The organism is Streptomyces bobili (genome assembly GCF_002154575.1).
Classification (GTDB): Bacteria; Actinomycetota; Actinomycetes; order Streptomycetales; family Streptomycetaceae; genus Streptomyces; species Streptomyces bobili.
Genome location: NZ_MUBA01000305.1, coordinates 1 through 25,642, shown reverse-complemented (window position 1 = coordinate 25,642; position 25,642 = coordinate 1). Strand labels below are relative to the sequence as shown.

Here is a 25,642-nt window from a genome sequence, read left to right as displayed (position 1 = left end):
GATGAGGGTGGGGCCCGCGGACAGGGCCAGGGAGGTGCCGAGGAAGCCGCGCCGCGCCAGCATCAGGTCGCTGCGTGAGAACTCGCTGAGCAGGGCCACCGTCTGCGGGGCGGTCCAGGGCAGGTCCACGCCGGTCGCGGAGGGCACCTGGCGCGCGGTGCGCAGACCGAGGTCCTCGACGGAGACGACGCAGCCGAACCGCTCGGAGAACAGGTCGGACAGGATGCGGGGGATCGGCTCGCGGGGGTTCTCGCCGTCGAGCCAGCGACGCACGCGTGAAGTATCCGTGGAGATGTGATTGGCGCCCAACTGGCGGGCCCTACGGTTGACTTGGCGGGCGAGTTCACCCTTCGACCAGCCGCTGCGCACGAACCAGGAGGTGAGCAGGTCGTTCGGGCGCTTGTCCGCGTGCGCGGCGCTCCCAGCGCCCGTCCCGCCTCCGCCGTTGCCGCTCACTGGAACGCCCCCATTCCTGAGACCACTTGTCGCTCTAATGCGCCAAGCCTTATCAGAATGCCGGTAAATACCGCCCGCCGTCCGGCGGTTCTCACCCTTCGAACGGAAAGCCGACTTGCCCCCGGCATACCCGCAGAGGCATGTGCCCCTGGGCCTCGCACACTCACAGTAATCCTACGATCACGCCTCCAGCCATGGCGATCCCGGAAACGCCACCATTCGCCACCCCATCGAATGAACTCACGGTGGCGCACAGGCGATTCACTTGACATAGGACGGACGGGATGGGCGGAACGGTGCACTCAGGGGCGCATGCCATCCGCAACACCACCCCGGACGCCTCAAGGCGCCGCCTGGAAAGGGTGGCGACGGGAAGGCGTCCACACACACAGTCACCACGTGCGTCCGCTACGTAACCATCGGCGCGTCGGACCCGTTGGAGGGGGCATGGGCTTCACGATCGGCGGCATCCGCGAGATCCGCTCCGGCACGCGCAGGCGCGCTCGCTCGTCCGAGTGCACCGCGGTCGCCGAGTTCACCGGGCTGTGGGGGTGGGACGCGGTGCCGGGCGCGCGCGCCGCGGCCGGAGCCTGCTCCTGCGGCCGATCCGACTGCCGCAGTCCCGGCGCGCATCCCCTGGAGTTCGCGCCCCGCGTTCCGGCCGGCGCTCCCCTCGACGACGTGACGAGGATCTGGGCGGACTTCCCCGGCGCCTCCGTGATGCTCCCGGTCGGCCACGCCTTCGACGTGATCGAGGTGGCCGAGCCGGCCGGGCGCCGCGCGCTGGTGCGCCTGGAGCGGATGGGCCTCCCGCTCGGCCCGGTGACCGCCACCCCCGACGGCCGCGCCCAGTTCCTGGTCGCCCCCGGCGCCGCCGCCGACCTCCCCGGCCTGCTCTACCGCATGGGCTGGGACGACCCGGTCTCCCTCGACCTGTACGGCCTCGGCCCCGGTACGTACATCACGGCGCCGCCCTCCGACCGCGGCGGCCTCGGCCCGGTCCGCTGGCTGCGCCCGCCCGCGCTGGACTCGGCGACGAGGCTTCCGGCGGCCCGGCTGCTGCTGGGCACGCTGGCGTACGTCGCACACCGGTCGCGCGCGTAGGGGAGCCTGCCCCGCACGTCGTACACAGCGAAGCGCCCGTCCCCCGACTGCACCTCGGGGGGCGGGCGCTTCTTCGTCGCCGGCTACCGGATCGCGTACGCGCTCACTCTCCGATGAGGGCGTCGACGAAGGCCGCCGGCTCGAACGGCGCGAGGTCGTCGGGGCCCTCGCCGAGCCCGATGAGCTTGACCGGGACGCCCAGCTCGCGCTGGACGGCGATCACGATGCCGCCCTTGGCCGTGCCGTCGAGCTTGGTCAGCACGATGCCGGTGATGTCGACGACCTCGGCGAACACCCTGGCCTGCACGAGGCCGTTCTGCCCGGTGGTGGCGTCGAGGACGAGCAGCACCTCGTCGAGCGGGGCGTGCTTCTCCACGACCCGCTTGACCTTGCCCAGCTCGTCCATGAGCCCGGTCTTGGTGTGCAGCCGGCCGGCGGTGTCGATGAGGACCACGTCGACCCCCATCTCCTTGCCCTCCTTGACCGCGTCGAAGGCGACGGAGGCGGGGTCACCGGCCTCGGGCCCGCGCACGGTGTGCGCGCCGACGCGCTCGCCCCAGGTCTGGAGCTGGTCGGCGGCGGCGGCCCGGAAGGTGTCGGCGGCGCCCAGGACGACCGTACGGCCGTCGGCCACGAGCACGCGGGCGAGCTTGCCGGTGGTGGTGGTCTTGCCGGTGCCGTTGACGCCGACGACCATCACGATGCCGGGCTTGCGGCCCTCGGGCTCGGTCTTCACGGCGCGGTCGACCTCGGTGCCGACCAGCTTGAGCAGTTCCTCCCGGAGCAGGCCGCGCAGTTCGTCGGGCGTGCGGGTGCCGAGCACCTTCACGCGCTCGCGCAGACGTTCGACCAGTTCCTGGGTGGGCATGACGCCGACGTCGGCGACGAGAAGGGTCTCCTCGATCTCCTCCCAGGTGTCCTCGTCGAGGTGCTCGCGCGAGAGCAGGGTGAGCAGACCCTGGCCGAGCGCGGTCTGGGAGCGGGAGAGGCGGGCGCGAAGGCGGACCAGCCGCCCCGCGGTGGGCTCCGGGATCTCGATCCCGGGAGCCTCGACAACGGGAGGCTCCTCGACGGCGGTGGGTGCGCCGCCGCCGGGAAGGTCCACCTCCTCGATCGTGCGGCGCGGTTCTTCGCGCGGCGTCTCGGCCTCGTCGCCGACGTGCGGTTCGGCGGGAGGCGCGGTGATGTCGGGCGCGGCCGGGGGCGGGGGCGGCAGCGGCTTCTTCCGCCGGCTGCCGACGACCAGCCCGCCGAGCACCGCGAGCACGACCACGGCGATGACTACAGCAAGGATGACGGTTTCCATAACCCGACCAGTATGCGTGACCCCCCTCCGCCGGAGCGGGTGACGGCCCGCCCGTTCCTCAGCCGATCAGCCCGCCCTTGTGCAGCGCGGCTCGCGCTCGGAACCGCAGGCGCAGGCAGCGCTCGGTGACCTCGGCGGGCGCGTCCTCAGGACAGCAACAGTGCTCGGCGAGCCGGCGCAGGTCGTCGGGGTCGAGCCAGAGGGCGACCCGTCCCGCGGCGGCCTCTGCCTGCGGATCGCTGGGTACGACGGGTTCCGCCATGGCCCGAGCGTAGCTGCGGGAATGCCGCACCCGTAGCTATCTGACGGAACGTCAGCTAACCTCCGCCCTCCAGACCCGAAGGGGGGCCTACCGTGCCCGTCACCGTCGTCCGTTTCAACCTCGTCGCCCCCGGGGCCTCCCCCGCGGCGCTCGGCGCCCGCTACCGGGCGGCGCTGGAGATGGCCGGGTATGCCGACGCGCACGGGATCAGCACCGTGCAGACCGAGGAGCATCACGGCGCCGAGAACAACTGGCTGCCCTCGCCGTTCACCTTCGCGGGCGCCGTCCTCGGGGCGACCTCCCGGCTCGCGGTCACCGTCTCGGCGGTCATCGGCCCGCTGCACGACCCGCTGCGGCTGGCGGAGGACATCGCGGTGCTGGACCTGCTGAGCGGCGGCCGTCTGGTGACGGTCGCCGGGATCGGGTACCGGCCGCAGGAGTACACCCGCGCCGGCGTGGACTGGAGGCGGCGCGGCCGGCTCCAGGACGAGCTGCTGGAGACCCTGCTGGCGGCCTGGACCGGCGAGGAGTTCACCTACCGGGGCCGTACGGTACGGGTCACCCCGCGCCCGTGCACCGAGCCGCACCCCCTGCTGCTGGTCGGCGGCTCCTCCCCGGCCGCCGCCCGCCGGGCCGCGCGGCTCGGCCTGCCGTTCTTCCCGAGCGCCCACCTGCCCGAGCTGGAGGCCTACTACAAGGAACGGCTGGTCGAGTACGGCACCGAGGGCTGGGTGATGATGCCCGCAGCCGAGACCCCGCTGCTGCACCTCGCGGAGGATCCGGACCGTGCGTGGGCGACGTACGGCGAACACTTCCTGCACGAGGCCCGCACCTACGCCTCCTGGCAGTCGGCGGAGATCCGCTCGGCGGTGCGGTCGGCGGCGACGGACGTACGGGGGCTCCGTGACGAGGGCGTCTACCGGATCCTGACGCCCGACGAGTGCGTGGCGCAGGGGCTGGACAACCTCGTCCTGCATCCGCTGGCGGGCGGGATGCCGGTGGAGGAAGGCTGGCGCAGTCTGCGGTTGTTCTGCGAGAACGTGCTGCCCCGGCTCACCGTGTGAACCGGGGCGGCACGCCTCACGGGTATCGAGGAGAGGGCAGCGGGGACTTGGCCCGTCTCCTCGAGTTCAGGGGCCTCGGTACGAGACTCAGCCCATCTCCTCCAGCGTCTTGCCCTTGGTCTCCTTGACGTACTTGAGGACGAAGGGGATGGAGAGCGCGGCGAAGACGGTGTAGATCACGTAGGTCATGGAGAGGTTCCAGTCGGCCAGCGACGGGAAGCTCGCGGTGATGGCCCAGTTGGCGATCCACTGCGCGGAGGCGGCGACGCCCAGGGCGGCGGCGCGGATCCTGTTCGGGAACATCTCGCCGAGGAAGACCCAGACGACCACACCCCACGACAGGGCGAAGAAGAGGACGAAGACGTGGGCGGCGATCAGGGCGACCCAGCCCTGGGTGGCGGGCAGCTTGCCGTCGACGAGGTCGAAGGAGAACGCCCAGGCTTCCAGCGCGAGGCCGATGACCATGCCGACGGAGCCGATGAGGGCGAGCGGCCTGCGGCCGACGCGGTCCACGAAGATCATCGCGATCACGGTGCCGAGGATGTTGATGATCGACGTCGTGAAGGAGTAGAAGAACGAGTCCGCCGGGTCGACGCCGACCGACTGCCACAGCGTCGAGGAGTAGTAGAAGGCGACGTTGATGCCGACGAACTGCTGGAAGACGGAGAGGCCGATGCCTATCCAGACGATCGGCCTGAAGAAGAAGGAGCCGCCGAGCAGGTCCTTGAAGCTGGACTTGTGCTCGCTGTTCATCGCGTGCTCGATCTCGGCGACGCGGGCGTCGAGGTCGACGTCCTCGCCCTCGACCTCCCTGAGGATCTCGCGGGCGCGCTCGTGCCTGCCGACGGAGATCAGGAAGCGCGGGGACTCGGGGATCGCGAAGGAGAGCAGGCCGTAGAGGACGGCCGGGACGACCATGACGCCGAGCATGACCTGCCAGGCCTCGACGCCCATGATCTCGCCGCGCTGGTCGCCGCCGGCGGCGTTGAGCAGACCCCAGTTGACCAGCTGCGACACGGCGATGCCGATGACGATGGCGGCCTGCTGGAAGGAGCCGAGACGACCGCGGTAGGCGGGCGGAGCGACCTCGGCGATGTAGGCCGGGCCGATGACCGAGGCCATGCCGATGGCGAAGCCGCCGACGACCCGCCAGAAGGCGAGGTCCCACAGCGAGAAGGGCAGTGCCGAGCCCACGGCGCTGACCGTGAACAGCACGGCGGAGATCTGCATGCACCGGATGCGGCCGATGCGGTCGGCCATACGGCCGGCGGTCGCGGCACCGATGGCGCACCCGATCAGGGCGATGGCGATGACCTGGGCCAGGGCCGCCGAGCCGACGTCGTAGCGGCCCCGGATGGCTTCGACGGCGCCGTTGATCACGGAACTGTCGTAGCCGAACAGGAAGCCGCCCATCGCGGCCGCCGCCGCGATGAAGATGACGTGCCCGAGATGATCGGGATGAGCCGTCCTGGCTCCTGACTGAGGTGCCTGCGCTGTGCTGGTCACGTGTTCTCCTCGGGCCCCCCGGCTGCGCTGCCGGGGGTGGGGGGCGAGCCCTGTCAGGTGAGGGTTCAAGTGGCGCACTGATCAACGCCGCTCACACCTGAAGGTAAAAGCAACGTTGCAGAGACTATGCCTTCAAGTTTCGAAGTCAATAGGTCGACAGCTGTGAGCTTTCTGTCCAGCCGTGAGGAAGTCGTGTTCACTTCTTGAATGATTGAAAAGATGCTGGTCACACTAGATGTAGACCGCACGCGGATTCAGCGAAGACGCTGCGAGATGACCTTCGACACACCGTCGCCCTGCATCGAGACGCCGTAGAGCGCGTCGGCGACCTCCATCGTGCGCTTCTGGTGCGTGATCACGATCAGTTGCGAGGACTCCTGGAGTTCCTCCATGATCCGGATCAGCCGCTGGAGGTTGGTGTCGTCGAGGGCGGCCTCCACCTCGTCCATGACGTAGAACGGGCTCGGCCGGGCCTTGAAGATCGACACCAGCATCGCGACAGCGGTCAGCGAACGCTCGCCGCCCGAGAGCAGGCTGAGCCGCTTGACCCTCTTGCCGGGCGGCCGGGCCTCCACGTCCACGCCCGTGGTGAGCATGTTGTCCGGGTCGGTCAGGATCAGCCGCCCCTCACCGCCCGGGAACAGCCGCCCGAACACGCCCTCGAACTCACGGGCGGTGTCACGGAACGCCTCCGTGAAGACCTGCTCGACGCGCTCGTCGACCTCCTTCACCACCTGAAGCAGATCGGCCCGCGTCTTCTTCAGGTCCTCCAGCTGCTCGCTGAGAAACTGGTGACGCTCCTCCAGCGCGGCGAACTCCTCCAACGCGAGCGGATTCACCTTGCCGAGCTGCTGATACGCCCGCTCCGCCGCCCTCAGCCGCTTCTCCTGCTCCGCCCGCACGAACGGCCGGGGCTGGTTGCGCGGGTCCTCTGGATCCTCCGGCAGTTCCTCGCCCTCGGCGGCGGGCGAGGGCGGCACCGGCTGGCGGGGACCGTACTCGGAGACCAGCCCCGCCGGTTCGACGCCCAGCTCCTCCAGCGCCTTCGTCTCCAACTGCTCGATCCGCAGCCGCTTCTCGGCGCCGAGCACCTCTCCCCGGTGGACCGAGTCCGTCAGCTTGTCGAGTTCCGCCTTGAGGTCGCGCCCGGCGGTCCGGGCGGCGGCCAGCTCCTGCTCCCGGCGCGCCTTGGCCGCATCGGCGGCGACCCGCTCGCGCTCGGCCCGGCCGAGCGACACCTCGACATGCGCGAGCAGCTGCCGCGCACCGGCGGCGACGGCCTCCGCCACGGCCGCCTCGTGCCGCAGCCGGGCCCGGCGCTGCTCGGCCCGCGCGCGTGCCTCACGTTCCGCCCGAGCGGCCCGGTCCAGCCCGTCGGCCCGCCCGGCGAGCCCCTTGACCCGCTCCTCGTGCGTACGGACCTGGAGCCGCGCCTCCATCTCCGTCTGCCGCGCGTTCGCCCCGTCGGCGGCGAGCCGGTCCCGTACGGAGGTGTCGGGCTCCTCCTCCACCGGCATCTCCTCGACGACGGCCAGCCGCTCGGCCAGTTCCTCGGCCTCCTCCACGGCCCGGTCCAGCGCCTCCTGCGCACGGGCGGCAGCGGCGGCGGACCGCTCGGCCTCCCCTGCGGCACCGCGCGCCTGCCCGCCGAGCCGCCCGAGCTGCTGGGCGACGGCCGACTTCTCCCGGTCGGCGGCCCGCCGTCGCTCCGCCAGCTCCTCGACGCGGGCCGCACACTCCCGGCGCCGCTCCCCCGCCGCACCCTGCGCCTCGGCCAGCTCCGCGCACCGCACGGCCAGCTCCTTCAGCTCGGCGGCGGCCTGGTCGACGGAGGCCTGCACCTCCAGCAGGCTGGGCGCCCCGGCGGACCCGCCCTGCGCGAAATGCGCCCCGAGCAGATCGCCCTCGGCGGTGACGGCGGTCAGCTCGGGCCGCGCGTAGACGAGATCCTCGGCGTCCTCCAGCGTCCCGACGACGACGACGCCCCGCAGCAGCCGCCGCACGGCGGGCATCAGCTCGGAAGGCGCACGGACCAGATCGGCGGCGAAGGTCTGCCCCACGGCCGCGGGCGCGCCGTCCCCGGCATGGCCGCCCGTGGCCGACGCCGGGACCGGCGTGCTGTCCGCGGGCTCCTCCGGCGCACTCGCCAGCAGGAGTGCCGCCCGGCCCGCGTCCTGTTTGCGCAGGAGACGGATGGCCTCGGCGGCGGCGGACGGGCTGGTGACGGCGAGGGCGTCGGCGGCGGCGCCGAAGGCCGCGGCGAGCGCGATCTCGTGGCCGGGGGTGACCGTGAGGAGTTCCGCGGCCGGGCCGAGCAGGCCGGTGAGGCGGTCCTTGGCGTCGAGGAGCGCGCCCGTGCCGTCCTTGCGGCGCAGGCCCAGGGCGAGTGCCTCGTGACGGGCCTGGGTGGCGGCGCGGGTGCGTTCGGCGGTGGTGACCGCCTCGCGGGCGGCGGTCAGGGCGGTCTCGGCCTCGGAGAGCCGCCGCTTGGCCTCGTCGTGCCGCTCGCCGAGTTCCTGATCGCCCGCGTCGAGCCCGTCGACCTCCGCCTTCAGGGCCTCGTACTCCTCCTGCGCGGCGACCGCCCGTTCCCGCGCCTCGTCACGGGCGGCGGCCAGCCGGTCGATCTCGGCCTGGGCGGAGGCGGCGCGGGAGCGGGCCGCGTTGACCTGGCCGTGCAGCCGGGCGAGTCCCTCGCGCCGGTCGGCGATCGCTCGGGCGACGTCCTTCAGGCGCCGCTCCTCGACCGCCAGTTCGCGCTCCAGGTCGGCTCGGTGGGACACCGTGTCGTCGAGGGCGTGCTGGGCGGCTTCGAGGGCTGCCTCCAGCTCCGCCTCCTGCTCGCGGACGCGGGCGGCCTCGCGCTCCAGGTCCTCGGGGTCACGGCCGCGCCGCTCCTCCGGGGGCGCGGAGGTGGCGCTCTTCACGCGGGCGTCGGCCAGTGAGACCGTGCCGCGGACACGTTCGGCGAGCTGGGACAGCTCGTACCAGGTCTGCTGGGCCCGCTGGAGCCGGGGCGCGAGCCTGCGGACCTCGTCCTCCAGGAGGGCCTCTCGCTGGAGTGCCTTGCGCAGCTCCCGCTCGGCGGCTTCCTTGCGTTCCTTGAGGGCGGCCTCGTCGGCGATCTCCGAGGTGAGCGCCTCGCGCAGCCGTACGAGGTCGTCGGCGAGGAGCCGCAGGCGGGCGTCGCGCAGGTCGGCCTGGATCACGGCGGCGCGACGGGCCACGGCTGCCTGCCGGCCCAGCGGCTTGAGCTGTCTGCGCAGTTCGTCGGTCAGGTCCTGCACGCGCGCGAGGTTGGCCTGCATCGCGTCGAGTTTCCTGAGCGCCTTCTCCTTGCGCTTGCGGTGCTTGAGGACTCCCGCGGCCTCCTCGATGAAGGCGCGGCGGCCCATCGGATCGGCGTGCAGCACCGAGTCGAGCTGGCCCTGGCCGACGATGACGTGCATCTCGCGGCCGATGCCGGAGTCGGACAGCAGGTCCTGGATGTCGAGGAGCCGGCAGGTGTCGCCGTTGATCTGGTACTCGCTGCCGCCGTTGCGGAACATGATCCGCGTGATGGTGACCTCGGCGTACTCGATGGGCAGGGCCCCGTCGGAGTTGTCGATGGTGAGGGACACCTCGGCGCGGCCCAGTGGGGGGCGGCCGGTGGTGCCGGCGAAGATGACGTCCTCCATCTTGCCGCCGCGCAGCGACTTGGCGCCCTGTTCGCCCATGACCCAGCTGAGGGCGTCGACGACGTTGGACTTGCCCGAGCCGTTGGGTCCGACGACACACGTGATGCCCGGCTCGAACCGGAGTGTGGTCGCGGAAGCGAACGACTTGAACCCTTTGAGGGTCAGGGCCTTGAGGTGCACGCCGCTGGACTTTACCGCCCGGGGATGTCTCACTCCATGAACCCGCGGTTTCGCCCCCGAACGCGCAGGGCAGACCAGACGTTAAAGGCAGTGAAAGGATGCACGGGGGAAAGAAAGAAGGGACGCCGAAGCGTCCCTTGCAAACTCTGCAGACTTAGCGGTCCGACGCCGTTTCATGAGCCGCCCGACCACTGCGTGTGCTGTTGTGGAGCAGTGCAGCGATCAGGTGAGCGCAGGCTCCGCCTGGTGTGCGTCGATGCTCTCCATGAACCTGTCGTGAGAAGCGGCAGCCGTCAGAGCGTCGTTCTCGGCCTGGATTCGTCCGAGCTCGTTTTCCAGGTCCTGGACGCGCTGCTGGAGCCGTCGCATCTCGGCGAGGAGTCGCGGGTCGGAGCCGCCGACGTAACCGAGAAGCGCCTTTGCCATGATGGATGGTCCTCCACACTGAGTGACCGACCGAAGCGGTGTGGGTCGTGAGGGATTCGCACCCGCGGTGTTGACTGGATCTTGTACTTCTTGCCGTTCATCCATGCCAAACAGCTAGGTGCGCGGGGTGCTTTTAGCGTCTCACCAAAAAGTTTGACGGTCAACACGATCACGCCCCGTATTGGCGGGCAACCCTGGTGCGCGCGGCCTGGAACGGCGGCGCTGCGACTCCTTCGGGACCCTCGGGACGTGGCGATCATCCTTGCGTGCGGAGCCTGCCGATGCAAGCGATTCTCGGCAACCACCTGCCGCTTTCTCCTGGAGGCGGATGCCGCCGACAGGCTCCCGCGCTTCCCCGGGTGTGGCTCCGCGCGCGATCGTCAGCGGATCGCGAAGCCGTCGTAGCCGCCGCGGGGTGTGTCCCATATCTCTGTGACTCCGTCCACGCGTCCGGGCGTGTCGTCACTCCGGAGCCACTCGAGCAGTCCCTCGCAGCCTTTTCGGGGGCCCTCGGCGACCACCTGGACCCGGCCGTCGCCCAGATTGAGAGCAAAACCACTCAGGCCGCCGATCTCCAGTGCCTTCGCCCGCGTGAACCAGCGGAAACCCACGCCCTGCACGTGTCCGCGGACCCAGGCGACCAGCCGTACATCCTCGCTCATGGGTGCAACCTAACCAGGCAATGTCACTCGGGACACTTCCTCCCCCGGCGGCATGCGGTACCGTCCCGACCCAATGAATCTCATATGAAACTCACTCGATCGAGTGAGTCAGGTTGACCATGAGGACTCATGCGCCGCATCGGCGCCGGTCGACCACGGGGCCCCGCACGCACCAGCCGACGGGGACTCCGCCCGGACCAGTTGGACGAGGAAGGCCAGAACATGGGACGCCACCGACGCTCCGCCGCCGGCCGCGCCACGGCGGCCGGCCACACCGACGGCTCGTACCCGCAAGGCCACTCCCGGCGGGACGGGTACGGCGGCGACCACCCCACCATGGGCATCGCGCCCTACCTGAACCCGGAGGCGTACGCCGACACGGTCGCCCGGAGCCAGGAGTACCTGTTCGCCCCGGACGACGAGCGCGCACGGACCGCCGAGGACACCGCGGTCCTCGCCTCCGACGAGTTCGCGACGAACGGCTTCGGATCGGACGGCTTCACGCCGGCCGGCGGTTCGCCACGCGGTGCCTCGGGCCGGGGCGGCGCGGGCCGTCGCCGGAAGCGCAGGGCCGTGACGCCGGTCAAGACCGGGCTGCTCGGAATGTCGGCGGCCGTCGCCCTCGGCACGGTCGCGGTGGCCACGGGCGTGGTGCCCGGCCTCGACAACTACCGGCTGGGCGGGGGCGGCGGCGCGGGCGACCGGGTCCAGGCCGCCGACTCGCCCACCAACTCGGCCTCCGAGCAGGGCGGCACCTCCGGCTCCGCCGAGACCGACCGCGACGGTACGTCGACCAGCCGCGACGCCGGCCGCTCCACCTCGCCCTCGGCCTCCGCGCCGTCCTCGACCTCCGCCTCGCCCTCCCCGTCGGCCTCGGCGGCGTCGCCCAGCGCGTCCGCGACCACCGAGAAGCCGAAGGCCACGCCGACGAAGGAGCCGAGGAAGACCCCGTCCAAGGCGCCGACGAAGGCTCCCGAGAAGGCCCCGGAGAAGGCCAAGGCGCCGGTCACGGTCTCGGCTGAGGTCCAGGCCGCCGCCGAGGTGCTCAAGCTCGTCAACGAGGAGCGCGCCAAGGTCGGGTGCAGTGCCGTCTCCGCGAACAGTTCGCTGGCCGACCTCGCGCAGGACTTCAGCGAGGACATGGCCGCACGGGGCTTCTTCGACCACACCGACCCGGACGGCGCGTCCCCGTGGGACCGTGCCGAGAAGGCCGGCATATCCGACCTCGGCGGCGAGAACATAGCCCGCGGCCAGGCCGACGCGGCAGCCGTGATGCAGGCCTGGATGAACAGCCCCGGCCACCGCGCCAACATCCTGAACTGCGACTTCAAGACTTTGGGCGTCGGCGTGCACCTCGGCTCCGGCGGCCCTTGGTGGACGCAGGACTTCGGCTACTAAATGCACTAACTTCTAGTTAGTGCAACCTGTCGGTTAGCGCTGCGTTCGCGTACGCTTGACCCATGACCGGCATTCAGGAGCGCACCCCGGAGCAGGATCTCCCGTACGACGTGTTCGCCAAGGCCTGCCCCTCGCGCGGCACGCTGGAGCACGTGACGGGACGCTGGGGCGCTCTCACCCTGGGCGCTCTGCACGAGGGTTCGCTGCGCTTCAACGAGCTGCGCCGGCGCGTCGACGGCGTCAGCGAGAAGATGCTGTCCCAGACCCTGCACGCGCTGGAGCGCGACGGACTGGTGCACCGCGAGGCTCAGTCGACGAACCCGCCCCGCGTGGACTACGAACTGACCCCCCTGGGCCATGAGGTCGCCGAGCGGCTCCTGGGCCTGATCCACCTGGTGGAGGGGCGGATGGACGAGGTCCTCGCCTCCCGCGGGCGTTACGACGAGACGCGCGGCGGCCGCTGACACTTGGGGCAGAAGTAGCTGGACCGGTTCATCCAGGGCCGTCGGCGCATCGGTGTGCCGCAGCGCTTGCAGGGCAGGCCCTCGCGCCCGTAGGCGTCCAGCGACCGGTCGAAGTAGCCCGACTCCCCGTTGACGTTGACGTACAGGCTGTCGAAGCTGGTGCCGCCGACGGCGAGGGCCTCGCGCATCACGTCCCGGACGTGGCCCAGCAGTTCGAGGGTGCGCGGGCGGGTGAAGCCGGACGTGGGACGGTCGTAGTGCAGGCGGGAGCGCCACAGCGCCTCGTCCGCGTAGATGTTGCCGACGCCGCTGATGAGCGACTGGTCGAGCAGGGCCCGTTTGACGGTGGTGCGCTTGCGGCGGAGTGCCTGGTGGAAGGCCTCGTCGTCGAACCGCGGGTCGAGCGGGTCGCGGGCGATGTGCGCGATGACGTCGGGCAGCCCGTCGGGGGTGGTCTCGTGCAGCGACAGACCGCCGAAGGTGCGCTGGTCGACGAACCGCAGTTCGGTGGCGTGCGCGTCGGCGAAGCGGACCCGGACACGCAGATGCTTCTCGTCCGGTGACCCCTGCGGCTGCACCAGGAGCTGACCGCTCATGCCGAGGTGCGCCAGGATCGCCTGCCCGGTGTCCTCCAGCGGCAGCCACAGATACTTGCCGCGGCGGCTCGGGACACCGACCCGGTGCCCCTTGAGGCGGTGCGTGAAGTCGTCGGCACCGGCCAGGTGACGGCGTACGGCACGCGGGTGCAGGACCTCGGCCTCGGCGACCGTGCGATGAGCGACCCACCGCTCCAGACCACGCCGGACGACCTCGACCTCGGGCAACTCGGGCATAAGGACCCGTCACTCCCTCATGTACGGACCGAGCGCCCGCCCCTGCTGCGGGACGGGCGCTCGGTGCACGTCAGTGCTGTCGGTAGCGGCGATGCCGCCGGTACCGGCAGTGCTGTTGTCAGGCGGAGGCGGACTCCTGCTCCGCGGAGCCGTCAGCGGCCACCACGGCCTGAGCCGCCTTGGCCCGCTCGTCCGCCTCGGCCCTGATGGACCTCCAGGCGGACTCGGCGGCCTGCTGCTCCGCCTCCTTCTTGCTGCGGCCGGTGCCGGTGCCGTACGAGACGCCTCCGACGCGGGCGGCAGCAGTGAAGATCTTCTCGTGATCGGGACCGGTCTCCGTGACCAGGTACTCGGGCACGCCGAGTCCTTCGGTCGCGGTGAGTTCCTGGAGACTGGTCTTCCAGTCCAGGCCGGCACCGAGGTTGGAGGACTTCTCGATCAGCGGGTCGAACAGGCGGTGCACCAGTTCGGAGGCCGCGTCGAGGCCCTGGTCGAGATAGACCGCGCCGATCACCGCTTCAAGGGTGTCGGCGAGGATGGACGCCTTGTCCCGGCCGCCCGTGCCCTCTTCACCCCGGCCGAGCCGGATGAAGGAACCCAGGTCAAGACCACGACTGACCTCCGCCAGCGCACGCGAGTTGACCACCGCGGCCCGCAACTTGGCCAGTTGGCCTTCGGGCAGGTCGGGGTGGGTGCGGTACAGCGTGTCCGTGACGACGAGGCCGAGCACGGAGTCCCCGAGGAACTCCAGCCGCTCGTTCGTCGGCAGACCGCCGTTCTCGTATGCGTAGGAACGGTGGGTCAGCGCACGCACCAGAAGGGCGGACTCGAGCTGATAGCCGAGCCGCCCTTCCAGAAGCGTGTGGGACGAGGCTGTGTTCTCCGCCTTTTTCTTGGCGACTGAATCCGCCTTGGCGTCAGACATGAAGCCTCTCACCAGCCGCTCAGACCTCGAGGACCTGGCGCTTGTTATAGGTGCCGCAAGACGGGCACGCGATGTGCTGCAGCTTGGGCTCGTGGCAGCGCTCGCACGAAACCAGGTTGGGGACCGCAGCCTTCCACTGCGACCGGCGGTGGCGCGTGTTGCTGCGCGACATCTTCCGCTTCGGAACAGCCACGGCTACTTCTCCTGCTTCTCGGCGGCGCGTGCTGATCGAGGCGCGTCGCCGCTCATCTCGTCCTTCTCGCCGTCTTCAGGTGAACCGGCGAGTCCCTGCAGTGCCGCCCAACGGATGTCGACGGCGTCATGGTGGTGGTCCGGGTCGTCCGCCAGCCGCACTCCGCATTCGGAGCACAGGCCGGGACAGTCGTCCTGGCACACCGGCTGCATCGGCAGTGCGAGCACCACCGCATCACGCAGCACAGGCTCGAGGTCGAACAAGCCGTCCTCGAGAAAGAGCCTGTCCTCGTCTTCCTCGGCGTCGTCGGCCGGTTCCGCTTTCACACGGCCCCGGTCGTCGGCGTCAGGGTACGAAAACATCTCCTGGAAGTCCGCTTCGAGCTCCAGCTCGACCGGCTCCAGACACCTTACGCACTCCCCCTCGGCCTGTGCACGGGCGGTGCCTGTGACAAGCACTCCGTCCATGACCGACTCGAGTCGGAGTTCCAGCTTCACCGGGGCGCCTTCCGGCACCCCGATGACCCCTTGGATACCGAGATCCGCGGGGGCTTCGATCTCACGGGACAGGCGCTGGAGCGCGCCAGGACGCCGCCCCAGCTCGTGTGTGTCGAACACGAGAGGATTGCGGTGGTCAAGGCGGGCGTTCAGGGCCATTCCTGCTTTCGATCTTCCGTGCTGTGGGGGGCCGCCGCCCTCAGGTGTTGCGGGCAGCAGCGATCGCGGACCTACACGCGACCGAAGAGCCAGGATACTGGAGCATGCGCCCACAGCCCAATCCGGGTCCCGGACCCCGCCCCGGACACCGTGGCGAGCACCTCTCCGGACCCCGTTGCGGGTACCTCCGGCGGCCGGCTCCTACAGGCCGCGGCCCTGTTCGTAGGCGCGCAGCTGCTCGGCGCTGATCATGCCGGTGTCGAACAGGCTGGCCTCGTCGAGGGCGTATCCCGGCTGCTCCTGCTGGGGCAGCTGAGGCGCCTGGGAATGCTGCTGCCCGGCCTGCTGCGGGTCGTACGGCGCCTGCTGGGCGTCGTAGCCCTGGAAGGGGGCGTCTCCCGCCGGGGCGTAGCCGGGGGCGGGGGCGTACGGGTCGGCCTGCTGGTAGCCGTAGGCGTCCTGCTGCGGGCTGTAGCCCTGCTGCTGGTAGGCGCCCGCGTACGGGTCCGGCTGCTGCTGGTAGGGGTAGGCCTCCTGCGGCTGCTCGTACGTCCGCTGGGCGGGCTGCTCGGCCGGGGTCTCCTGCTCGGTGAGGGTGACCAGGTCGGCGAGGTAGTCGGCGTCGGAGGAGTGCTGGAACGTCGTCTGATCGTCGGCGAGCGAGCTGAGGTCGTCGCTGGCGATCCGGCCGTGCAGTTTCTGCCTGCCGCGGCCGACGGCGTCCAGGGTCTTGGCGAGGACCGCCTCGAAGGCGCCGAGCTTGACGTCGACGTAGGCGTCGGCGTCGCGGCGCAGGGTCTCGGGGTCGTGGCTGCGCTCGGGGGCGTCCTCGTCCGGGTAGCCCTGCTCGTCGACGCCGGGACCGGTGCCGAGGAGCTTCTCGCGGCCACGGCCGACGGAGCCGAGGGTCTTGGTGAGGACGACCTCGAAGTTGGCGAGCTTGGAGTCGACGTAGTCGTCGGCCTCGGCGCGGATGTCCTCGGCCTCCTTGCGGGCCTCGGCCAGGATGCGGTCGGCCTCGGCCTGGGAGCGGCGGGCGATCTCGGTGTCGGAGATCAGGGAGCCGCGCTCGGCGTGCGCGGTGGAGATGATCCGGTCGGCCTCCTGGCGGGCCTGCTCGACCATCTGCTCGCGGCCACCGATCAGCTCACGGGCCTGGGCGAGGGAGTCGGGCAGGGCCGCGCGCACCTCTTCCAGCAGGGCGAGCAGGTCGGCGCGGTTGACCACGCACGAAGCCGACATCGGCATCGACCGGGCACTGGAGACCGCCGTGACGATCTCGTCGAGCTTCTTCTGCACGTCCACCGGTTGCTCGCCACTCTCTACAGCTGTCTTGGAGACGGACGGAACGACTCTACGGCCATGAGGTGTCCGGCGGACACCGGGTGACGGGCCGTCAGGGACTCAGTCCTGGCGCAGTCGTTCGGCGAGTGCTTCCAGGACCAGCGGCGGGACCAGGTGGGACACGTCGCCGCCCCAGGTCGCGACCTCTTTGACCAGGGAGGACGACAGGAAACTGTAGGTGGGGTTGGTGGGGACGAACAGCGTCTCGACACCGGAGAGCCCGTTGTTCATCTGGGCCATCTGCAGCTCGTAGTCGAAGTCGCTGACCGCGCGCAGGCCCTTGACGATGGCCGGGATGTCGCGCTGTTTGCAGAAGTCGACGAGGAGGCCGTGGAAGGCCTCGACGCGGACGTTTCCGTACTCGGCGGTCACCTCGCGGATCAGGTCGATCCGCTCCTCGATCTCGAACAGGCCCTTCTTCGACTTGTTGATCATCACCGCGACATAGACCTCGTCGTACAGACGGGAGGCGCGGGAAATGATGTCGAGATGTCCGTTGGTGATGGGGTCGAACGACCCGGGACAGACGGCGCGGCGCACTTGAGATCCCTCGCTCTCCGGTCCGGTCATCGTGCGTCTTCGCACGTAGAGGCGGCGCGACCGTACCAAAACGTTCCCTCGCCGTAACGACGGGACCGGATCGCTTCGAAGCCGTCCGGCCAGTCGAAGGTGCCACCTCTGGTGCTGCGCTCCACGGTGACGAGGGCTTCCGCCGCGAGCCACCCCTGCGAGCGGAGTGTGAGCAGAATCTCGCGAAGATCGTCGTCGGTGACGGCGTACGGAGGATCGAGGAAGACGAGCTGGTACGGCTCCGGCGGCGGGGTCTGGAGGATCTGCCGGGCCTTGCCGGCGCGGACCTCGGCGCCGGGCAGGCCGAGGGTCCTCACGTTCTCCCGGATGGTGCGGGCCGCCCGCGCGTCGGCCTCGACCAGCAGGGTGTGGCCGGCGCCCCGGGAGAGGGCCTCCAGCCCTACGGCACCGGAGCCGGCGTACAGGTCCAGGACGCGTTCGCCGTCGAGGGGGGCGCCGCCCAGCAGGGACTGCCAGGTGGAGAAGAGGGCCTCGCGTGCGCGGTCGGAGGTGGGGCGGGTACCGGTCCCTGGCGGGACGGCCAGGCGACGTCCGCCGGCGCGGCCGGCGATCACGCGGGTCATCTTCGGTCCTTGGTCGGGGGCGTCTTCGGTTTCATTGTCGCTGGTCGCGCAGGCGCTGCGGTAGCCGCATACGGATTACGGCCCCGCGCCTCGCGGGCTGTCCGGCTCACCCCTTCTCCAGGTACTGCTCCCGCTCGTCGTCCAGCAGGGCGTCCAGCGCCGTCCGCAGGCCGGGGAGTCCGGTCAACTCCGGGTCCGCCGCGACGATCGCCGCCGCCTCTCGCCTCGCCTCCGCGATGATCTCCTCGTCCTCGATGACGGCCAGTACGCGCAGGCTGGAGCGGGCGCCGGACTGGGCCTGGCCCAGGACGTCCCCCTCGCGGCGCTGTTCGAGGTCGATGCGGGACAGCTCGAAGCCGTCGAGGGTGGCGGCGACCGCGTCGAGTCGCTGACGGGCGGGACTGGCCTCGGGCATCTCGGAGACGAGGAGGCAGAGCCCGGGGGCCGAGCCGCGGCCGACGCGACCGCGCAGCTGATGCAGTTGAGAGACGCCGAAGCGGTCGGCGTCCATGATCACCATCGCGGTGGCGTTCGGCACGTTGACCCCGACCTCGATGACGGTCGTGGCGACCAGGACGTCGGTGTCCCCCGCGGCGAAGCGCCGCATGACGGCGTCCTTGTCGTCGGGCGGCATACGGCCGTACAGCACTTCGATCCTGAGCCCCTTGAGCGGGCCGCGGGCGAGTTGGTCGGCCACCTCCAGGACGGCGAGCGGGGGGCGCTTCTCCGCCTCGTCCTCCGGAGCTGCCTTCTGGGCCTTTTTGGCCTTCTTCGGGTCGTCCTCCTCGTCGCCGATGCGGGGGCAGACCACGTACGCCTGATGGCCGCCCTCGACCTCCTCACGGACCCGGTCCCAGGCGCGGGCCAGGAAGTGCGGCTTGTCGGCGGCGGGGACGACATGGCTGGCGATCGGGGACCGCCCGGCCGGGAGCTGGTCCAGGACGGAGGTCTCCAGGTCGCCGAAGACGGTCATGGCGACCGTGCGCGGGATGGGCGTGGCGGTCATGACGAGGAGGTGCGGAGGCTGCTTGCCCTTGCCGCGCAGGGCGTCCCGCTGCTCGACGCCGAACCGGTGCTGTTCGTCGACCACGACCAGCCCCAGATCGTGGAACTGCACCTTGTCCTCGATCAGCGCGTGCGTGCCGATGACGATGCCGGCCTCGCCGGTGACGAGGTCGAGCAACGCCTGCCGCCGCCCGGCGGCCCCCATCGACCCGGTGAGCAGCACGACCTTGGTGGCGTCCTCGACCCCGCCGAGCATCCCGCCCTCGGCCAGGTTGCCCATCATCTCCACGACGGACCGGTGATGCTGCTGGGCGAGCACCTCGGTGGGCGCGAGCATGGCGGCCTGCCCACCTGCGTCGACGACGGCGAGCATGGCGCGCAGGGCCACCAACGTCTTTCCACTACCGACCTCCCCCTGGAGCAGCCGGTGCATCGGGTGGCTTGTCGCCAGGTCGTCGAAGATCTCCTTCGAGACCTTCAGCTGGCCCTCGGTGAGGGTGAAGGGGAGCCGGTCGTCGAAGGCGGAGAGCAGACCGTCGGGGGCGGGTCTGCGGGGGACTGCGGGGAGTTGGGAGTCGGCGTGGCGGCGGCGGGCCAGGGCGACCTGGAGGACGAACGCCTCGTCCCATTTCAGGCGGGCGCGGGCGTCCTCGATGTCGGCCTTGGTGTGCGGGCGGTGGATCTTGAGGAGGGCCTCGGGCAGCGGGACCAGGCCGCGGCCCTCGCGCAGGGAGTCCGGGAGCGGGTCGACGGCTTCCTGGGCGCTGGGCAGGACCGTCTGGATCGCCTTGCCGATCTTCCAGGACTCGAGTTTGGCGGTCGCCGGGTAGATCGGGATGAGGGCGCCGGCCCAGGTCTCGACGGTCTCGTCGGTGTCGCTGCGCAGCAGTTCGTATGCCGGATGGGCCAGTTGGAGGCGGCGGTTGAAGAGGGACACCTTGCCCGAGAACATCGCGCGGGTGCCCGGCAGGAGTTCCTTGTGGGGCTTGTGCACGCCGTTGCCGAAGAAGACCAGCTGGAGGCGGCCGCTGCCGTCCGTGATGGTGACCTCCAGTCGCTGGCCCTTGCCGCGGGGGGCTTTGGACGAGGCGAAGGTGTGCAGGCGGGCGTCGGCGACCTGGGCGACCACGGTGACGTGCTCGTCCATCGGGAGGTCGGCGAGGTGCGTGAGCTGGCCGCGCTCCTCGTATCTGCGCGGGTAGTGGTGCAGCAGGTCGCCGACGGTGTGCAGGCCGAGATGCTCGGCCATCACCTTCGCGGTCGGTGGGCCAAGCACCTTTTTGAGCGGTTCTTCGAGCGCGGGCACGAGATCCATTGCACACCACCGCACTGACATTGCCGTATAGGTATCCCGAAACCCCTGGTCAGGCGGCTCGTTCCGGCTCTAGGATGACGCGCTCCGGCCATCCCCCGCGGTCACCGCCCCACCGGGACCGCCCGACCCCGCGCCGTCGCCCCTCCCCCAAGCCGCGGCGCAGCAGCGATGGACTCCCAGACCTCACCGTCATCCCAGGCCTCACCGTCACCTCACACGTTCCAGGTCGACCTGCGTGGCCTGGTGGACCTCCTGTCCCATCACCTCTACTCCAGTCCCCGGGTCTATCTGCGCGAGCTGCTCCAGAACGCCGTGGACGCCATCACCGCCCGGCGGGCGGAGGAACCCGGCGCCCCCGCGCGGGTGCGGCTGTTCGCCTCCGGCGGGGAGCTGCGGGTGGAGGACTCCGGGGTCGGGCTCACCGAGTCCGACCTGCACACCCTGCTGGCCACCATCGGCCGCAGTTCCAAGCGGGCGGACGGACTCCAGGAGGCCCGCTCCGACTTCCTCGGGCAGTTCGGCATCGGGCTGCTGGCCTGCTTCGTCGTCGCCGAGCGCATCCGCGTGGTCAGCCGAAGCTCCCGTACGCCCGGCGCGCCGCCGGTGGAGTGGACGGCCCGCGACGACGGTTCGTACACCGTGCGGACGCTGCCCCACGAGGCTCGTCCCGAGCCGGGCACGACCGTGCATCTGGTGGCGCGGGCGGGGGCCGCGGAGTGGCTCACCGAGCAGCGGGTCCTGCAACTGGCGCGCGACTTCGGCTCGCTGCTGCCCTACGACGTCAAGGTCGGCGATGAGCCGGTCACCGATCTGCCGGCGCCCTGGGACCGGCCGTACGCCTCTCCCGCGAACCGGCGGGTGGCGCTGGCCCGGCACTGTCACGAGCTGTTCGGGTTCACCCCGTTGGACTCGGTGGAGCTGAGCGTTCCGCTGGCGGGGATCCGTGGCGTGGCGTACGTGCTGCCGGCCGCGGTGAGTCCGGCGCAGCGGGCGGGTCACCGCGTGCATCTGAAGGGCATGCTGCTCACCGACCGGGCCGAACAGCTGCTGCCGGACTGGGCGTTCTTCGTGCGCTGCGTCCTGGACACCGACAGCCTGCGGCCCACGGCCTCACGCGAGTCGCTGTACGAGGACGAGACGCTGGCGGCCGTGCGGGAGGCGCTGGGCGAGCGGATCCGGGCGTGGCTGACGGGGCTGGCCGCCGGGGATCCGGAGCGGCTGGCGGCGTTCCTGGCCGTGCACCACCTGGGTGTGAAGTCCCTGGCGCGGCACGACAAGGAGATGCTGCGGACGATGCTGCCGTGGCTGCCGTTCGAGACGACCGACGGGCGGCTGTCGCTGGAGGAGTTCGCGCAGCGGCACCCGGTGGTGCACTTCACGCGGACCGTGGAGGAGTACCGGCAGGTCGCGCCGATCGCCTCCGCACAGGGCGTCGGCGTGATCAACGGCGGTTACACGTACGACAGCGAGCTGGTCGAGGCGCTGCCGTCGGTGCGGCCGGGGACGGTGGTCGCCGAGCTGGACGCGGACACCGTGACCGCGCACCTGGACGCCGTGGACGCGGCGGAGGAGCTGGCGCTCTCGGGTTTCCTGGCGGCGGCTCGGGCGAAGCTCGACCCGCTGGGCTGTGACGTCGTCCTGCGCGCCTTCCACCCGCTGTCGGTGCCCGCGCTGCACCTGGACGACCGGGCGGCCCGGCACGAGCAGGCGCGGGCCGACGCCGAGTCTCAGGCCGACGACCTGTGGGCAGGCATCCTGGGCTCGCTGCGCGGCAGCGCCCCGCGCGCGCGTCTGGTGCTCAACCATCTCAACCCGCTGATCCGGCGGATCAGTTCCCTGCGGGACGCCGAACTGATCGGCACCGCCACGGAGTCCCTGTACGGGCAGGCGCTGCTGATGGCGCAGCGACCGCTGCGGCCGGCGGACTCCGCGCTCCTGAACCGGGCGTTCATCGGCCTGCTGGAGTGGGCCACGCACGGGGAAGCCACACCTGAGGAGGACGGCCGGGGATGACCGCGATCACGGACTTCGACTCGCTGCGCCGGGCGATGGCGGAGAACGGCGAGCAGCCGGAGGGGCCGGCCCGCAACGCGCGCGCGGAACTGCTGCTGGCGGAGGCCGAGAAGCTGAACATCCCGCTCGCGGTGATCGAGGCGCTCGGGCACCAGCTGAAGGTCTACAACTACAGCTCCGAGAAGGACCGGATGTTCGTCCCGTTCGCGCGTCTGCTGCGCATGTGGGACGAGCGGCCGGAGGACTTCGACGCGCACGAGACGCACGCGCTGCACTGGGTGTTCAAGTGGATGTCGGCCGGCATGCTCGACCAGCCGCACGTGCCGCTGGCGTCGGTGGAGAAGTGGCTCGGCGAGATGGACCACCGCTACCGGCTGGCCGGGCACTCCGAGCGGGCGGTGCGCGGCGCGGAGTTCAGTGTGGCCGCGCATGTCGGGGACGAGGAGCGGGCCGAGCGGGCGTTCGCCGCCTGGCTGGCCGCGGACCGCGACAGCATGGCCGACTGCCACGCGTGCGAGCTGCAGGGGCAGGGCTGGTGGCGTGCGGAGCAGGGCCGGGACGCCGAGGCCCTGGAGTTGTGGGCACCCGTCCTGGAGGGCGCGTACACGTGCGCGCACGAGCCGCACGCCGCGCTCGCGTCCTCCCTGGTGCCGCTGCTGCGGCTGGGCCGCCTGGAGGAGGCGCGCGCGCATCACCTGCGCGGCTTCCGGCTGGTGCGGGCGATGGAGAGCATGCGGGGCGCGTACGCCGACCATGTGGAGTTCTGCGCGCTGACCGGCAACGAGGCGCGGGGCCTCGAACTGCTCGCGGAGCGCCCGGCGTACTTCACGGACGAGGGGCAGCCGCGCAGCAGGCTGGACTTCCTGAGTGTGGTCGTGCTGCTCATGGAGCGGCTGTCCGCGCTGGGCCTGGGCGGGCAGCAGGTGCCCGGTCCGGCAGGGCGGGAGTGGACGGCGGCCGAACTGGCCGTCCACGCGCGCGGGGAGGCGCTGGCGCTGGCCGCGCGGTTCGACGAGCGCAACGGCACCTCGCACATCAGTGAGCGGGCACGCGCGCGTATGGCGCAGGAGCCACTGGTGGAGCGGCTGCCGCTGGGCGTGCGCGCGGTACGGCCGCCGGCCCCCGCGGTCGCTCCCCCGGCTCCCCCGACGGCCTCGCAGGGGTCGGGTGCGCCGGATCTGGCCGCGCTGCTCGCCGAGGCGCGGCGGCTGTCGGACACGTTGCAGCCGCACGCCGTGGAGGCGTGGGCGGCGGTGGCGTCGGCCGCCGAGGGGGCCGAGCTGGAGGCCCGCGACCGGGCGGAGATCGCCGACCACCGGGCGATGGGGCTGGGCCCGGAGGGTGCCGAAACGTTCGAGCAGGCGGCCGGGCTGTACGCGGAGGCGGGCGACCCCGGTGAGGCTCTGGCGGCACGCGCGCGTGGAGCGTACGTCCGCGCGCTGGCCGGAGAGATCGACGATGCACTCGCCGCGGTGGCCGAGCCGTACGACCGGGTTCTCGCGCTGTACGCCGAGGGCGGCACCGAGGTACGGCAGGCGGCCGGGGTCCTCATGGGCAGGGCGCGGATCCTGATGCGGCGCGTGCACGAGGCCGAGGGCCCGGTCGCCGAGCGGGCGCTGACGGAGGCCGAGCGGGCCGTACGGGAACTGCTCGCGCTCGTCGAGGGGCGGGCCGGGGACGACGTACGGCTCGTCGCGCGGGTCGCCGAGGGGCACGCGATGCTCGCGGAGCTGGCCACGCGCGCGGGTGACGCGCAGACCGGTGCGGAGCTGTTCGCGCGGGCCGCGGCGGAGTTCGTCGGGGCGGGGCTGCCCTGGTTCGCCGTGGAGTACGAGGCCAAGCTGGCCGGACTGGCGCACCACCTGGGCGACATGGCGGAGGCGGAGCGGGCTCTGCGGGCGGCCCTGGAGCACGGTGGCCGGTTCCTGGAGCCGGTCGGGCGGGCGCAGCTGTATCTCCAGCTCGCCGAGGTCGTCGGGGGCCGGGGGGAGGCGGGCGAGGCCGCCGAGCACGCCCTGGAGGCGGCACACTGGGCCGACGAGGCGGGCGAGGGCCCGGCGTTCGGCGCGTGGGCGCGGCACCAGCTGGGCGGGTTCCTGGTGCGGCAGGGCCGGTGGGCCGAGGCCGCGGAGGTGCTGGAGTCGGCGCTCGCGGACCTGTCCGCCGAGACGCACGGCGACGGGGCGGTCGTCCAGACGCAGTGGTGGCTCGGCGACTGTCTGAGCGAGCTGGGCGAGCACCGGGCCGCCGCCGAACGCCGGCTGCAGGCCGCCGAGACCGCCCGGCACTGGCCCGAGCAGCACGACCACGCGACGCTGGCGCATCTGGCCGCCGAGTCCCTCGGCCAGGCGGGGCTGCACGCCGAGGCGGACCGGGCGTACGTGCGCGCGGGCGACCTGTGGCGCTCCCTGGGCAACGTGCACGGGCTGGTGCGGTCCTTGCGGGCGCGCGCGTGGCTGGCGTTGCGCACGGACGGCGGCAGTGAGGACGGCCCGGAGAGCGGCCCCGCGAACGGCCCGCAGAACGGCGGGGCGGACGGCACGCGGGGCGGCATCGGCGCGGCGCGGCAGCTGATGGCGGGCGCCGTCGGGGAGTGCGCCGACGCGCTGGAGACGGCGGACGACGAGGAGACCCGGCTGCGGCTGGTCCTCGAACTCGGCCACACCCACCGCCAGTTCGGCGACCTCCTGGCCCGCTCGGCCGCCGAGGACGCCGACGACGACTCGATCCGTGCCGCCATGGAGGAGGCGCTGTCCCAGATGTCGGAGGCGGTCGCGGTGTTCGTCTCCCTCGGGGACACCGCCCTGCCGCCGCGCACCGGCGCCGAGCTGGCCGCGGGCTGGCTGGAGGCCGACCTGGGGCGTCCCGCGCGGGCAGCGGCACGCGCGCGTGCGGTGCTCAGGGCATACGCGGACGCGGAGAGCGACCCGGACTTCGAGGGCGGGGACGAGGAGACCGTACGGGCGCGGCGGGCGGAGGCGGAGCAGCTGCTTCAGGCGGCGGAGGAAGCGGCGACGGAGCAGGGGTAGCAGTGCCGGGGCGGCGGTGGCCGGCGGCGATCACCGCGTCCGGGACCGGCCGTCACTCCACGCCGATGAGCAGCAGCGCGCCCTGCCGCCCCCCGTGGTAGACCACCGTGTCGACGGCGAGGTACGCCTCCCGCACCCGTGCCTCGAGGCGCTCGGCGACGCCTTCGGGAGCCTCGTCGCCGAGGACGAGGGTGACGAGTTCGCCGCCGGCCGCCAGCATGCGGTCCAGGACGGTCTCGGCGGTCGCGGTGACGTCGGCGCCGATGACGGCCACGTCGCCCTCGATGAGGCCGAGGACGTCACCGGCCTGGCAGATGCCGGCCATGGTCCACGACTGGCGTTCGGCGACGGCGACCTCGGCGTAGCGGGTGGCGCCGGCCGCCGAGGTCATCGAGACGACGTCCTCGTCGAAGCGGCGGTCCGGTTCGTGCACGGCGAGCGCGGCGATCCCCTGGACCGCGGAACGCGTCGGGATGAGTGCCACCCGGATGCCCTCCGCGCGGGCCTGCTCGGCCGCCGCGGCCGCGGTGTGCCGCAGCTCGGCGTCGTTGGGCAGCAGGACCACCTCACGCGCGTGGGCCCGCCGTACGGCCTGGACCAGCTCCCCGCTGGCGGGCGGCTCCCCGGGGCGGGCGAGCACGGTGGTCGCGCCGGCCTCGGTGTAGAGACC

Annotated in this window: 21 protein-coding genes and 1 pseudogene; 6 read left to right on the top strand and 16 right to left on the bottom strand. The window is 71.7% G+C overall.

Going from position 1 to position 25,642, the window contains the following annotated elements; translation table 11 throughout:
• A partial coding sequence (locus BZL64_RS23995) for an NsdA family TPR-like regulatory protein (RefSeq protein ID WP_483025107.1) occupies positions 1–456 on the bottom strand: 456 nt, incomplete at its 3' end.
• A gap of 447 nt (positions 457–903) precedes the next feature.
• Here BZL64_RS23995 and BZL64_RS23990 point away from each other — a divergent pair.
• Positions 904–1,560 (top strand): bifunctional DNA primase/polymerase, encoded by a 657-nt coding sequence (locus BZL64_RS23990; protein ID WP_086771268.1) that lies wholly within the window; start codon positions 904–906, stop codon positions 1,558–1,560.
• 103 nt (positions 1,561–1,663) lie between these two features.
• On the opposite strand, the gene ftsY is transcribed toward BZL64_RS23990, so the two are convergent.
• Together ftsY and BZL64_RS23980 are read right to left on the bottom strand one after the other, a co-directional pair.
• Positions 1,664–2,866 (bottom strand): signal recognition particle-docking protein FtsY, encoded by a 1,203-nt coding sequence (gene ftsY / locus BZL64_RS23985; RefSeq protein ID WP_086771267.1) that lies wholly within the window; start codon positions 2,864–2,866, stop codon positions 1,664–1,666.
• Positions 2,867–2,924: 58 nt separating this feature from the next.
• Positions 2,925–3,128 (bottom strand): hypothetical protein, encoded by a 204-nt coding sequence (locus tag BZL64_RS23980; protein WP_086771266.1) that lies wholly within the window; start codon positions 3,126–3,128, stop codon positions 2,925–2,927.
• Positions 3,129–3,220: 92 nt separating this feature from the next.
• Here BZL64_RS23980 and BZL64_RS23975 point away from each other — a divergent pair, with 92 nt between their 5' ends.
• A complete protein-coding gene (locus tag BZL64_RS23975) occupies positions 3,221–4,192 on the top strand; it encodes an LLM class flavin-dependent oxidoreductase (RefSeq protein WP_086771265.1) in 972 nt (323 codons plus the stop codon).
• An 87-nt stretch (positions 4,193–4,279) separates the two neighbouring features.
• Here the strand turns inward: BZL64_RS23975 and BZL64_RS23970 are convergent, their stop codons facing one another.
• The 4 genes from BZL64_RS23970 to BZL64_RS23955 form a co-directional block, all read right to left on the bottom strand.
• A complete protein-coding gene (locus BZL64_RS23970) occupies positions 4,280–5,698 on the bottom strand; it encodes a sugar porter family MFS transporter (RefSeq protein ID WP_086771264.1) in 1,419 nt (472 codons plus the stop codon).
• Positions 5,699–5,952: 254 nt separating this feature from the next.
• A complete protein-coding gene (gene smc / locus BZL64_RS23965; protein WP_086771263.1) occupies positions 5,953–9,555 on the bottom strand; it encodes a chromosome segregation protein SMC in 3,603 nt (1,200 codons plus the stop codon).
• A 222-nt stretch (positions 9,556–9,777) separates the two neighbouring features.
• On the bottom strand, positions 9,778–9,981 hold the full coding sequence (locus BZL64_RS23960) for a hypothetical protein (protein ID WP_073491170.1): 204 nt from the start codon (positions 9,979–9,981) through the stop codon (positions 9,778–9,780).
• A gap of 380 nt (positions 9,982–10,361) precedes the next feature.
• Positions 10,362–10,643, bottom strand: a complete 282-nt coding sequence (locus BZL64_RS23955) for an acylphosphatase (protein ID WP_086771262.1) — start codon at positions 10,641–10,643, stop codon at positions 10,362–10,364.
• 222 nt (positions 10,644–10,865) lie between these two features.
• On the opposite strand from BZL64_RS23955, the gene BZL64_RS23950 reads away from it, so the two are divergent.
• Positions 10,866–12,041 carry a CAP domain-containing protein gene (locus tag BZL64_RS23950; RefSeq protein WP_086771261.1) on the top strand — a complete coding sequence of 392 codons (1,176 nt, stop codon included), beginning with the start codon at positions 10,866–10,868 and terminating at the stop codon, positions 12,039–12,041.
• 62 nt (positions 12,042–12,103) lie between these two features.
• Positions 12,104–12,505, top strand: coding sequence for a winged helix-turn-helix transcriptional regulator (locus tag BZL64_RS23945; RefSeq protein ID WP_086771260.1), 402 nt, complete (start codon positions 12,104–12,106; stop codon positions 12,503–12,505).
• Here BZL64_RS23945 and mutM read toward each other — a convergent pair.
• From mutM to recG, 8 genes are all read right to left on the bottom strand, one after another.
• Positions 12,478–13,338, bottom strand: coding sequence for a bifunctional DNA-formamidopyrimidine glycosylase/DNA-(apurinic or apyrimidinic site) lyase (gene mutM, locus BZL64_RS23940; protein ID WP_086771259.1), 861 nt, complete (start codon positions 13,336–13,338; stop codon positions 12,478–12,480). The two genes, BZL64_RS23945 and mutM, sit on opposite strands and share 28 nt — an antisense overlap.
• Positions 13,339–13,456: 118 nt before the next feature.
• On the bottom strand, positions 13,457–14,275 hold the full coding sequence (gene rnc, locus BZL64_RS23935; RefSeq protein ID WP_373314890.1) for a ribonuclease III: 819 nt from the start codon (positions 14,273–14,275) through the stop codon (positions 13,457–13,459).
• 7 nt (positions 14,276–14,282) lie between these two features.
• Positions 14,283–14,456 (bottom strand): 50S ribosomal protein L32, encoded by a 174-nt coding sequence (gene rpmF, locus BZL64_RS23930; RefSeq protein WP_086771257.1) that lies wholly within the window; start codon positions 14,454–14,456, stop codon positions 14,283–14,285.
• Between the two features lie 2 nt (positions 14,457–14,458).
• Complete coding sequence (locus BZL64_RS23925) at positions 14,459–15,112, bottom strand: YceD family protein (protein ID WP_086771256.1); 654 nt, start codon at positions 15,110–15,112, stop codon at positions 14,459–14,461.
• Positions 15,113–15,313: 201 nt separating this feature from the next.
• Positions 15,314–16,417 (bottom strand): ATP synthase F0 subunit B, encoded by a 1,104-nt coding sequence (locus BZL64_RS23920; RefSeq protein ID WP_086771255.1) that lies wholly within the window; start codon positions 16,415–16,417, stop codon positions 15,314–15,316.
• Between the two features lie 99 nt (positions 16,418–16,516).
• Entirely contained in the window at positions 16,517–16,996 is a 480-nt protein-coding gene (gene coaD / locus BZL64_RS23915; protein ID WP_190046555.1) for a pantetheine-phosphate adenylyltransferase, read from the bottom strand.
• Between the two features lie 26 nt (positions 16,997–17,022).
• On the bottom strand, positions 17,023–17,610 hold the full coding sequence (rsmD, locus tag BZL64_RS23910) for a 16S rRNA (guanine(966)-N(2))-methyltransferase RsmD (protein ID WP_086771253.1): 588 nt from the start codon (positions 17,608–17,610) through the stop codon (positions 17,023–17,025).
• A 106-nt stretch (positions 17,611–17,716) separates the two neighbouring features.
• Positions 17,717–19,930 carry an ATP-dependent DNA helicase RecG gene (recG, locus tag BZL64_RS23905; RefSeq protein ID WP_086771252.1) on the bottom strand — a complete coding sequence of 738 codons (2,214 nt, stop codon included), beginning with the start codon at positions 19,928–19,930 and terminating at the stop codon, positions 17,717–17,719.
• Between the two features lie 168 nt (positions 19,931–20,098).
• Between recG and BZL64_RS23900 the strand changes: the two genes are divergently transcribed.
• The gene (locus BZL64_RS23900; protein WP_086771251.1) at positions 20,099–21,943 is read left to right on the top strand and encodes an HSP90 family protein; all 1,845 of its coding nucleotides are present in this window, start codon (positions 20,099–20,101) and stop codon (positions 21,941–21,943) included.
• Complete coding sequence (locus BZL64_RS23895; protein ID WP_086771250.1) at positions 21,940–24,972, top strand: hypothetical protein; 3,033 nt, start codon at positions 21,940–21,942, stop codon at positions 24,970–24,972. The genes BZL64_RS23900 and BZL64_RS23895 overlap by 4 nt, the downstream gene beginning before the upstream one ends.
• 52 nt (positions 24,973–25,024) lie before the next feature.
• Here the strand turns inward: BZL64_RS23895 and BZL64_RS23890 are convergent.
• A pseudogene (locus BZL64_RS23890) lies at positions 25,025–25,642 on the bottom strand (DAK2 domain-containing protein); the annotation flags it as partial.